This is a genomic window from Catenovulum sediminis, from assembly GCF_007289895.1.
GTDB classification, from domain to species: Bacteria; Pseudomonadota; Gammaproteobacteria; order Enterobacterales; family Alteromonadaceae; genus Catenovulum; species Catenovulum sediminis.
Window position 1 is genome coordinate 3069907 of sequence record NZ_CP041660.1, and the last position, 12035, is coordinate 3081941.

At 40.1% G+C, this 12035-nt stretch carries 9 protein-coding genes; 7 read left to right on the top strand and 2 right to left on the bottom strand.

Annotation, left to right across the window (positions count from 1 at the left end; all coding sequences use genetic code 11):
• Positions 1 to 2: 2 nt before the first annotated feature.
• The 3 genes from FNT16_RS12965 to FNT16_RS12975 all read left to right on the top strand — a co-directional run bounded on the left by FNT16_RS12965 (position 3) and on the right by FNT16_RS12975 (position 2859).
• The gene (locus tag FNT16_RS12965) at positions 3 to 500 is read left to right on the top strand and encodes a CvpA family protein (RefSeq protein WP_143872970.1); all 498 of its coding nucleotides are present in this window, start codon (positions 3 to 5) and stop codon (positions 498 to 500) included.
• Positions 501 to 514: 14 nt separating this feature from the next.
• Positions 515 to 2029 (top strand): amidophosphoribosyltransferase, encoded by a 1515-nt coding sequence (gene purF / locus FNT16_RS12970; RefSeq protein WP_143871978.1) that lies wholly within the window; start codon positions 515 to 517, stop codon positions 2027 to 2029.
• Between the two features lie 68 nt (positions 2030 to 2097).
• On the top strand, positions 2098 to 2859 hold the full coding sequence (locus FNT16_RS12975; protein ID WP_221935027.1) for a sulfite exporter TauE/SafE family protein: 762 nt from the start codon (positions 2098 to 2100) through the stop codon (positions 2857 to 2859).
• Positions 2860 to 2920: 61 nt separating this feature from the next.
• On the opposite strand, the gene FNT16_RS12980 is transcribed toward FNT16_RS12975, so the two are convergent.
• Positions 2921 to 3277: a hypothetical protein gene (locus FNT16_RS12980; protein ID WP_143871979.1), complete on the bottom strand. Its 357-nt coding sequence runs from the start codon at positions 3275 to 3277 to the stop codon at positions 2921 to 2923.
• A gap of 156 nt (positions 3278 to 3433) precedes the next feature.
• Between FNT16_RS12980 and FNT16_RS12985 the strand changes: the two genes are divergently transcribed.
• The 4 genes from FNT16_RS12985 to FNT16_RS13000 all read left to right on the top strand — a co-directional run bounded on the left by FNT16_RS12985 (position 3434) and on the right by FNT16_RS13000 (position 8923).
• A complete protein-coding gene (locus tag FNT16_RS12985) occupies positions 3434 to 4177 on the top strand; it encodes a DUF599 domain-containing protein (protein WP_143871980.1) in 744 nt (247 codons plus the stop codon).
• Between the two features lie 111 nt (positions 4178 to 4288).
• Positions 4289 to 6226, top strand: coding sequence for a metallophosphoesterase family protein (locus FNT16_RS12990; protein WP_143871981.1), 1938 nt, complete (start codon positions 4289 to 4291; stop codon positions 6224 to 6226).
• Positions 6227 to 6881: 655 nt separating this feature from the next.
• Positions 6882 to 7781, top strand: a complete 900-nt coding sequence (locus FNT16_RS12995) for a putative Ig domain-containing protein (RefSeq protein ID WP_143871982.1) — start codon at positions 6882 to 6884, stop codon at positions 7779 to 7781.
• Positions 7781 to 8923 carry a hypothetical protein gene (locus FNT16_RS13000; protein WP_143871983.1) on the top strand — a complete coding sequence of 381 codons (1143 nt, stop codon included), beginning with the start codon at positions 7781 to 7783 and terminating at the stop codon, positions 8921 to 8923. Before FNT16_RS12995 ends, FNT16_RS13000 begins: the two co-directional genes overlap by 1 nt.
• A 75-nt stretch (positions 8924 to 8998) precedes the next feature.
• Here the strand turns inward: FNT16_RS13000 and FNT16_RS13005 are convergent, their stop codons facing one another.
• Entirely contained in the window at positions 8999 to 11962 is a 2964-nt protein-coding gene (locus tag FNT16_RS13005) for a TonB-dependent receptor (protein WP_143871984.1), read from the bottom strand.
• Between the last annotated feature and the right edge of the window lie 73 nt (positions 11963 to 12035).

The following is a 12035-nucleotide window of genomic DNA, read 5'->3' on the forward strand; positions in this document are numbered from 1 at the left end:
ATATGGTTTGGTTCGACTACGCAATACTGGCTGTTATTCTAATCTCGACTTTAGTGAGTCTGGTTAGAGGGTTTGTGCGCGAGGCACTTTCACTCGTGGTTTGGCTCAGCGCATTTTTTGTCGCCAGTAACTTTTATCTCGATTTTGCGACATTTTTACCCAATATTGAAGATGAAATGCTGCGTAATGCCGCATCTATCGGCATATTATTTATCGCTACGATTATTTTAGGCGCGATTATCAACTATTTAATTTCACAGCTTGTACAAAAAACAGGGCTTTCCGGTACAGATAGAGTGTTGGGGTTAGTCTTTGGTGCGTTACGAGGTGTGCTGATTGTTTCTGCTGTACTATTCTTTATGGATGCATTTACACCTGCTGCTAAAGCAGACTGGTGGATGCAGTCAATATTAATTCCAGAGTTCAAGATTGTTGTGGAGTGGTTTTTTGAGTATATCAAGACCACTTCAAGTTTTTTGAAAGATGTTCAACCTGTGTAAGAGGTAGGTAATCCATGTGCGGTGTCGTTGGCATAGTTGCTCATTCCCCGGTAAATCAGTCTTTATATGATGCGTTAACAGTTTTACAGCATCGTGGGCAAGATGCTGCCGGAATCATGACCATTAATAATGGTATGTTTAAGCTGAGAAAAGCCAATGGATTGGTGCGTGATGTGTTTGAACAAAAACACATGGAACGCTTAGCAGGTGATTGGGGTATCGGACACGTAAGATACCCCACAGCTGGGTCATCTACTTCTGCTGAAGCTCAACCATTTTATACAAACTCACCTTACGGTATTGCGTTTGTCCACAATGGTAACTTAACGAATGCTGAAGAATTACAGCAAAATCTGATCAGCGAAGCTCGTCGACATGTGAATACATCATCTGATTCTGAATTATTGATGAATTTATTTGCACATGAACTGTGTGAGAGTGGTGGTGATTGGAATCTTAAAGCCGATGATGTTTTTGCTGCAGTGACTACATTGCACACAAAAGCTCGTGGCGCTTATGCTGTGGTTGCTTCTATCATAGGTTACGGTATCGCTGCATTTAGAGATGTTTATGGAATTCGTCCTTTAGTATTAGGTAAGCGTGATACAGAGCAAGGGACTGAATATATGGTTGCTTCAGAAAGTGTCGCAATCGATGCAGTCGGTTTTACCGTCGTCCGTGATGTTGAGCCAGGTGAAGCGGTATACATTACCAAAGAAGGTGAACTATTTAGCAAACAATGTGCGCCGTCTTCAGAGTTAGTACCTTGTTTGTTTGAATACGTATATTTTGCCCGTCCTGATTCAACATTAGATAATATCTCTGTTTACGCCAGTCGCGTTCGAATGGGCAAAAAGCTGGGTGAAAAAATTAAGCGCGTATGGAGCGATTTAGATATCGATGTTGTTATCCCAATTCCAGAAACCAGTTGTGACATCGCCTTAGAAATTGCCAATACGCTTGAAATCCCTTATCGCCAAGGCTATGTAAAAAATCGTTATATTGGACGTACCTTTATCATGCCAGGACAGCAACAAAGACGTCGCTCTGTCCGTCGTAAGCTTAATGCTATCTCTTCCGAGTTTAAAGGCAAAAATGTGCTATTGGTCGATGACTCGGTTGTTCGAGGAACTACTTCTGAACAAATTATAGAAATGGCAAGAGAAGCAGGCGCTAAAAAGGTTTATTTCGCATCAGCGGCACCAGAGATTCGTTTTCCAAATGTTTATGGTATCGATATGCCTAGTGCAAATGAGCTTATTGCCTATGGCAGAGAAGTTGATGAAATTTGTGATTTGATCAAAGCAGATGGTTTAATATTCCAAGATTTAGAAGATTTAATAGAAGCTGTCGGTGAGGGTAATCCTCATATTAAGCGATTTGAAACTTCGGTTTTTGATGGGAATTATGTGACAAATGATGTCAGTCAAGCTTATCTTGATCATTTAGATGCGTTAAGAAAAGATTCCGCAAAAAATGAAGGCAGTCAAAATCAAAGCTCTAGTCTAGAGATACATAATTTTAGCTAACTCAAGCTTAAAGTTAATAAAACGCCGCTGTTCAGCGGCGTTTTTGCTTTCTTTAAGAGATTCAACCTGTGATTGAACATATAACACTTTTTATCATCAGCTTAATTGCCAATACTTTGTCATCGCTTGCTGGTGGTGGCGCCGGACTATTACAGTTGCCGGCCATTATCTTTTTGGGATTACCTTTTTCAGTGGCACTCGCAACACATAAAGTTGCATCTGTTGCGTTAGGGGTTGGGGCATCCATTAAGCACCTTAAACATGGTCAATTCTCATTACCATTGGTTGTGATCATGATCATTGGCGCCTTACCTGGGGTCATTTTAGGTGCGCGAGTTATTGTTGAAATTCCCCCTCAACTGTCTATGTGGGCTTTAGGTGCACTTACCATAGCATTAGGTGTGTACTCATTTTTGAAACCGTCACTTGGGCAAACAGACAATCTTAAAAACCTCAACCTTAGAGGATACCTGATAGGTTCGTTAGGATTATTTATTATCGGATTTCTAAATGGTTCTCTGACCTCGGGTACGGGCTTATTTGTCACAATGTGGCTGATACACTGGTTTGGTATGGCTTATGGGCGTGCGGTCTCTTACACGCTGGTGATGGTAGGTATATTGTGGAATGGCACTGGCGCAGTTACATTAGGCTTAGTTTCTCAAATTCAGTGGGACTGGTTGCCAGCGCTGTTATTAGGCTCACTAATGGGTGGATATATAGGGGCCTATCTGGTTATTGCAAAAGGTAATAAACTCGTTAAACGTTGTTTTGAAGTACTGACTATTCTGGCGGGTATTTCTCTGTGGATTAAGGCGTCGACTTATTAATCGTCACCTTAATCAAGGGCGTTGTAGTATTATCTTTAGCATCAAGTTTTAGTTTGTTTCACTATTTATTTTTAAGCTTGAGCTCAAATATATGGTTGATCATATCTATTTCGACGCCTTCCTGGACAGATTCAACCAACTGATCAATAACTTCAATTTTATATGGTCCGCCAATCAACATCTTTTTAATTTGTAATAAATCACGGCGACACGCAATAGGTGCATATTTAAAAGCAATATCAATCTCAGCGACTTTGCTAAAACTCTCTGCTTTACTCAGTACACATCTTACATATTTTTCTTTATGTTTATTAAATTCACTTGAATCAGTTAATTGTTGAGATGGAGGCAGTGTTTTTTCGTTGGCGAATGCCGAAGTCACAAGAAGCAAACTGGCAATTAAAGTAAAAGCTTTCATTTAAGATTCCAATATGTATTCCGAATAAACGGTGTTATTTAAACGTCCTACTTGCCACTTAGTTTAACAGATAACCAAATAGAAATGTGTATTCTTTTGCTTGAAATCTTATTTTGCGCGACAATGATCACAGTTAATTTTATTTTATGAGGCCCTATGTCGTTGTCAGATAGTTGGATTGATTTTTCCTGTTTAATTGCTTTTTTAGCTATTTGGTATGGGTATGCTGCATTTGCCAGACGCGCTGCCAAAAAACGAGAATCTTTGTCGAGCGTTTTGATCATCTATCGCGTTGATTGGATGCGCCATTTACTTGAACGCGAGAATCGTATTCTAGACGCGGCTCTGATGGGCAATATAGAAAAAAATATCAGCTTTTTTGCATCCACAACCCTGCTTATTATAGCCGGTACGTTAACCGCATTAACTTCCGCGCAATCTATCCATGAAATCGTACAAATGGTGCCTTGGGTATGGCCACAAACTTTAGATATGATTCAAATCAAGGTGATGACCATTATCTGTATTCTAATTTACGCCTTTTTTAAGTTTACTTGGGCGCTCAGGCAGTACGGATTTGCTTCAGTGATGATTGGCGCTGCACCTAATGCAGATGATGAAAGAGCGACGCCGGAAATGAAAAAGGTATTTTCAGTCAATGCAGGGAAATTAATCGATCAAGCCGGACATAATTTTAATTCAGGAATGCGCTCGTATTATTTTGCTTTGTCTGTTGTTGGCTGGTTTATTCATCCGTTATTGTTTTTAGCGCTTACTGTGGTTGTTGTACGAATACTCTATATTCGTGAATTTACCTCTCGTTCGTTAAAAACACTGACAGACGGTTTATCCATGAGCCAGTATTATTTAGATAATCAAAATCTGAAATTTAAAAAGTAATTCAAAATTGATAGCCATTATGTAAGTTGCAAACCAACTCACGGTTCAACATTTTGAATACGTATTCCGTGCAATAGCTGAATTTTGGGATAGCCTAAAAGAAATCAAATCATGTCGAATACAAAACTAGAAATACCCGAAATTATTGCAGGGCCGATTATTCGGCAGGTAAGCGCGAAAAACGTCACTTTTTGGCTTGTTACCGCAAAAGACTGTCAGTTTAAATTGCGCCTGTCAGATGCCAAAAGTGGCCGCTGTTTCTATGACCAAAACCTAGAGCAGGCACAAGTGCAATCAGTTCAGGTAGGCCAACATGCTTTTATTCAACTTATTAATGTGGCACTGCGTAATGAATGCTTACCTGTTGGAGAAAAGATTTTTTATGATATTTGTTTAAGCGCAGCTGATATGGTTGAAACGAGTTTGACTGAATTGCTGCCAGATATCATATATTCGGGTGAAAAACTTCCCAGTTTTCATGTGCCTCATCAACTAAAAAATATTTTACATGGCTCTTGTCGCAAGCCACATCACCCCGGACCAGATGCATTTTTGCAGGTTGATAAACTTTTATCAGATTCAATGGATACACCCAATAATGCAACTGCTATAAAACCGGATTTATTATTATTAACAGGTGATCAAATATACGCCGATGACGTAGCAGGACCGACGCTAAACGCAATTCAGCAAGTCATTGAGCTTTTAGGTTTATACCACGAACCGTTAGAAGGCGCGACGATTACAGACAGTAAAGCGCTGGCGAATCATCCATATTGCTATTATCACAGGGAAGAATTACTTCCCAAAATTGATATCAATGAAGCGGTAAAAAGAAAGTTTTTTAGCGCCAAACGCAAACCCGTTTTTACATCTGATAATGCAAAAAATCACTTAATCGCACTCAATGAAGTGCTCGCGATGTATTTTTTAGTTTGGTCTCCCGCTTTATGGTCGTGTATTAAAATTTCCGATGCGCACATTGAAACAGCACATAAACTTCAATTTGCAAATGAGCAAAAGGTAGTGGAGCGTTTTGTAAAAGGCTTATATAAAGTGCAAAGGGCAATGGCGCATTTACCCGTTTATATGATATTTGATGATCATGATGTGACTGATGATTGGAATTTAACAAGGGGTTGGGAAGAGGTGGTTTATTCACATCCTTTGTCAAAACGCATTATCGGCAATGCGCTGATTGGTTATCTCTTATGTCAGGCTTGGGGCAACAAGCCGGATAAAATGGATGAATTAGTTAACAAAACAAAACTCGCTTTAAGTGATATGTCGCAGTATCAGAATGCCTTAATCGATACATTGTTTGCGTTTGAAGATTGGCACTATCAGTTAGATACACACCCAGCAATATTAGTTTTAGATACACGAACGCGCCGCTGGCGATCTGAATCTAACGCTAACAAACCTTCAGGTTTAATGGACTGGGAAGCACTGTGCGAACTGCAGCAAAATATGATAGGTCATCAGTCGGTTATTATGGTTTCGGCTGCCCCTGTATATGGCAATAAGTTGATAGAAAGCATCCAAAAAATATTTACCTTTTTTGGTAAAGCTTTAATGGTTGATGCAGAAAATTGGATGGCACACCGCGGCACCGCAAACGTGATGCTGAATATATTCCGACATTTTAAAACACCGCCTAATTTTATAATTTTATCCGGTGATGTGCATTATTCTTTTGTTTATGACATCAGACTAAAATTTCGTAAAAACAGTCCACAGATATTGCAGTTTACCTGTAGCGGAATTAAAAACGAATTTCCAAAGCGATTGTTATCTGTACTGGATAGATTAAATAAATGGTTGTTTTCTGCCCGCTCCCCACTTAATGTTTTAACCAAACGCCGCTATATGACGATTAGTCATCGAATACCCGCTACGTCTGATCAAAACAATGCACAACAAACCTTACATAACGCCAGTGCAATTGGTTTGTTAACATTAGATAAAAGTGGCCATGCAAAATCTTGCAAGTTGTATTGTGCAAATGGTAAACAGGTTGAATTTTTGCGAAAAAACAAAAATTCCTAAGTATATTATTCGGCTGCATTAAATCAGCAAACCCAGCAGATATTTAATAGGTCGTTAATTTAATCTGTTTTTTAGAACGCAGTGATTTGTTTTTTCTGATTTAGATAGCTGACCCATTAAGCGATACTTTACAGGTCAGCTCATTAACGAATTGGAGAAACTTTTGAAATTGATAAAGAAATTGATAAAGAAATTGATAAAATCTTATATTAATTTATTAGCTAAGCGTTCAGCCAAATTAGCTCAAAAAGACTGTAATTATCCAAATAATTATTATGGTGACCAAGTGTGTCGCAAATAGTGATGCCGTAATACATAACAAATGCGGCACAACTTAATAAGATGGGGTGTGACTCTCAACCCATCTTATTAACACTCAAATTTCGATACTTTCTACTTTCTACTTTTTTACCTTTAGTATTTTCTATTCTTAACACGCTAAACACTTCGCTTTCTTACCTCTCCAACTTCCAAGTTAACTTATTGTTAACCCGTTTTGGCTTGTTTTTGAATTTAAATTTAACCTATGTGTTACAACTGGCGGGACTTAACCGCCTTGCGACGGTTTGCACGATAGTTAACTGATAAAGATGCTTAACATTATCAAGCTTACTTGATTGTGCTCAGAATCTACCAAAACAATTTAAGGATTAGCATGCATTACAATAAATTATCAAAGATGTTTTATGCGGTAACCTTGGGGATTTCGGTAACGGCTTGTTCGTTAGAAATTAATGATGAATCAGAAGATGAAGGGGGCGCACAAAATACACCGCCCGTTATCACCAGTGCAAGTGGTAGTTATTCAGTTGATGTTGGCACTGAGTTTAGTTACACAATGACAGCAATGGATGCTGACAATGACAATTTGATGAAATCGGTTTTAATTCCGGCCGAGTTGTCTTGGTTAACGTTTGATGATTCAACAGGAGTATTATCAGGTACACCCGGCACGGGTGATGTATATACAGGGACAGTGACTTTAATTGTAGACGATGGTTTAGTTGAAACAACCCGTCAAATAGACATTTCGGTTGTTCAAGAAGATACCGCAGCCATGCCCGCGCTTGTGGTTTTTGAAAACCAAGTTTTGTCGCAATGGGCAGCATGGGATTGTTGTACAGATTCCACGCCTGAATTGATAACAGATGATATTCAACATGACCAAGTAGTAAAATTTTCTATTTTGGGTGATACCGTAATGGGATTTACCGCACGCGATGCGGATGGTGCTGTCAATGGTACGCCTTATGATGCATCAAATTTACAAAATGCCATTGTCTCGTTTGAGTTGAAAATGAATGCTGAACCTACTGCAGGCGTTGTGCCATGGAAATTTAAAGTTGAAAGCAGTGGCGGTGCAACTCCAGTTGAACTCGATTTATCTGCCAGTGTAGAAGGGCACACTTCTCCAGTTTTGGATACTTGGCAAACTTATACCTTTAAAATGGATGATTTAAAAGCGGCTGGTTTAGACGTTTCAGCAATCGATGTTTTTATGATATTTCCCGCTTGGGGCTCTGGCGCGGGGCAGAGTATAGTATTGATAATCTGATGATACACGGTGAAGAATCGACCACGCCAACTCCGACACCGACTCCTACACCAACGCCTACACCAACGCCTACACCAACGCCGACTCCAACCGGTGATGCTGCTCTAGTGATATTTGACGATACTGTAAATTCAAATTGGGTTGCATGGGATTGTTGTGGTGGAACAACACCGACACCTCTGACGGATTCAGATGATCTTTACGGTGAGGTTATTGAATTTATGATTTCAGGCGACACCGTTGTTGGTTTTAGCACCCGAGCGGATCACGGCGCAACTCAGACAAGTCCTTTAGATGCTTCGGCTTATGCATCGACCGGGGTAATCAGTTTTGATCTGAAAATGACCGCGGCACCTTCGTCTGCAACGACAGACTGGAAAATTAAAGTTGAAAGTAATGGCGGCGCTGAAGCGGCAGAAATTAATTTATCAGATAATTTACAAGGACATGCTCAACCTCAACTAGATACTTGGATGCATTACACTTTTAATATTTCTTCGTTCGCCAGTGTCGATGCACAAGCGATAGATGTGTTTATGATATTTCCTGCTTGGGGCGCCGGAGATGGTGCCGTGTTTAGTGTTGATAATTTTGAAGTACATGAAACCGGCGCTATTTCAAACGCTTCTGGTGGCAGTGGCAAAATCAATATTACTGATGGCATCACATTTGAGGGTGAACAAGCGGCGTGGGAAACATTTGAAAATGGCAATCCATCTCCCGCTTTGGAGTTTGTCACTAACCCAAGCATGGTTGGCAACGTATCCAACACGGTTGCTAAGTTTAATTTATTAGCAGCAGAGGCAAATTCTGGAATGTGGGCGGGAGCGGTCACTCATTCAGTCGACTCATTTGCACTGAGTGCTGAAAATGCAGTGGTAAAAATTTGGGTTTATAAAGACAAAATCAGCCCGGTTGGCATTAAGTTTGAAAAGCGTCATGGTGATGGTTGGGGTTCGCATCCACCTAGGTTTGTCAGCAATACCAAAATTAACGAATGGGAAGAGCTGACTATTGATTTTTCTGCTGACATAGGCCTGCCTGAAAATGATGCTATAGAAGGTATTGCGATATTCCCGGACAATGTTGATGGACGTAGCCAATCGACGATTTATATTGATAACATTTCATTCGGCCAGTAAATAATATCAGTTGCAGTTATGATAAAGGAAAAAAGCGAGCATAAAGCTCGCTTTTTAACTGATATCAAAGTGGGTTTAGAACTTAGCTCGAACACCGAACGTAAATCGACGATCCGCTTCGCTGTATTTCCAATCAGAGCCTAATTCAGTTGAGAAGCTAACAGGCTCACCTGTTAGGTTAGTCACATTAGTCACTACTGTGAAATTCTCATTGATTTCATAACTTGCAGAGAAATCAAGTTGACCAGTTGGATTGCGGTAGTTATTACCTTCTGACTTATCAAATACGTCAACTGTCTCGCCGTTTTCATTAACTTCCTGACCGATTGCGTCACCATTTGCTACCGCGCTTCCGATAGTGATAACACGTTTTTCATTTTCAGTATCAAGGAACTCATCACGATAAGTGTAGGCTAAACGCACTTGGAAACCACTATTTTCGTAATATACCTGAGCGTTAAAGGTATTTTTAGAAATATCTAATAGTGGGTTACCGTTCGGTTGCTCACTATCTGCATAAGTATAGTTAGCCGTAAAACCTAAACCTGGAATAAATCCTAAATCTTGTTGAATACCTAGCTCAAAACCTTGGATCGTACCATTTTCGCCATTGGTTTTTTGGTCAGTGATAATACCCGTCAAACCTTGTGCACGTAAACTTTCAACATAATCAAGACCCGCTTGTGAAGGGTTATCTTCACCTTGGAAGTCGCCTAAACTAGATGTGATGATTCTGTCTTTACTCACGCCTGCCGTATCTAATTGACAAACATTAGACCACTCAGTCACGTTTTGTTGTGAAGTCAAAGAGTTTGCTTCACAAGTTGTGCTGTCATTTAAGAAAGACTCAACGTCTTTATAATAAACAGCAAACGAAACCATGTTACCTTCACCATAATAGTGTTCTATCGACAAGTCATACTGAGTTGCACGATAGGGGTCAAGGGTAATTGCACCGCGATCAGCAGTCACAAATGAATTATCAATTAAGAAAGCAGGGCTCAACTCACTAAAGTCAGCGCGGCGCATTACTTTAGCGGTTGCAAAACGCACAAAGGTGTCGTCTGTCAATCGGTAAGTCGCATTTAAGCTTGGTAAAAAGTCATCATACTCATGTGTACCGGTATCAAGTTCACCTTTAGTATAAACGGTCGACTCAATCTCTGTATTAATAAAACGACCACCAACAATCGCAGTTAGATAATCAAAGTCTAAATGCGCTTGTGCATAAAGCGCTGTTGTTTTTTCTGTGATATCACGGAAAGCACCTTGGTTTTCGGTTAGGTTATCTGCCAGACTACCCGTTGTCGCGTAGTTTGTACCCGCTGTAAGTTGCTGAACCTTTTTAAAAGTTTCTTCAGCGTTAGCAAGCTCAGTACCTTTGAATACGCGATATTTAGTTAACTGGTTTTCACCTGCAAATCCTGCTTGATCAAATGAATTTGAATGGTTTACCGTATGTACACTGCCCGGGAACATTTCTTCTACTTCATTAATCCAAACAGCATGTGGTGTACCATCGTCGTTAAACATCTTTTTATAAAGATCTTTAGCATCATAATAAGCTTCTGAGTATTTGTAATCTCGATCAGTTGTGCGAACACCCGCTTTGATTTTAGAGATAAAATCAACACCGAACGGTTCAAAATATTCAAGGTCAAAACGCATTGCAGTTTCATCATTTTCTGTCCAACGTTCGTCGTGGAAGAAATCTCGTACGGCTAAGTTTTCAGGTTGAGCAGCCAAGTGACCGTCTGCATACACTACACTAGGAATTTTATCGCCGCTACGAATGACAGTTGCTGTGCTCGTATGACGAAGCGTACCGCTGTTAAAACTAGAGCCATCCCAGTTTTCAGTCCATTCGTTCCAAGCTGATTGACTAATAGGGCGTAAGTTAAACTCAGACTTTGGTGCTGAACTTTCTGAGCTGGCGATAGCAATTTCACCAGAAACCTTTAACTGATCAGAAAGATTCCACTCAGCGCCAAATGCATGTGAAAACGATTCTGTTTCACGGAAATCACTCCAAGTTTTTGGAATGGTGAAAGCACCTTGAAGTTCATAATTGTTTAGCTGGCCATATTCATCAACGGTTGTATTTTCAGTTGCTACGATTGAGCCACCGACATCAAGAATTGAATATGCATCTTGATAACCTGAACGATCTGTGGTGTTTAAATCTAAATAGATAAAACCATCGTCATTCGGTGCCCATTGCAGTGTCAGGTTCATTGCTGTTCGCTCACGCTTTTCAGTTTTTTGTTCAACTGTATTTTGGTCAGCAACTAAATATCGACCGCTCGGTGTTTGAGTGGCAGGCGAGTCTATTCCGGCAATAGAATCATGCGTGTACGCTTGAACACGGTTAAAAAATTCGTCTCGACGAAGTTCGCGGTCTTGGTATGCGAACATGGCGATAGCACCAAAAGTACCCGCGTCGCCTAAATCCCATTTATTGCCTGCAGCAACGTTAAATATAGGCGCCCAATTCTCTGTTTTATCTGCATATTCTGCATCAAAAGACATGGCTACCAGCGGCTCTTTCATTTTTAATGGTTTTATTGTTTTTAAGCTCACTGTACCACCTAAGGCACCTTCAATCATTTCAGGCGTCGGTGATTTTACAACTTCAACCGCTTGTAAAAAGCTTGAAGGGAAATCTTGTAAGCTAATACCACCACGACCATCACCAACAGTAGAGCGGCCATTAATTTCTACTCGGTTTTGTGGTAAGCCACGAATAGAAACACTGTCACCTACACCAAAGTCACGGCTGATTGAAACACCAGTAACACGCTGCAAAGCTTCAGCAATATTGTTGTCAGGTAATTTACCAATATCTTCAGCAACAACCGCATCAACGATACGACCATCTGTACGCTTTAATAAAGCGGCTGCTTTTAAACTTTGTGTATACCCTTTTACTTCAATTGTTTCTACTTCTTCTTTAGTTTCAGCCGCATTTGCGTTGGCAGCCATTGTAAGTGCTGAAGCAGAAAGCAAAGACATAGCAATTTTCGATAGTTTGAATTGCATTATGAACCCCTTGTCATATTTTAATCTGGTTAGACCAAATTAGTGTTTTGTGTTTTACATAGTTCTTAAATGT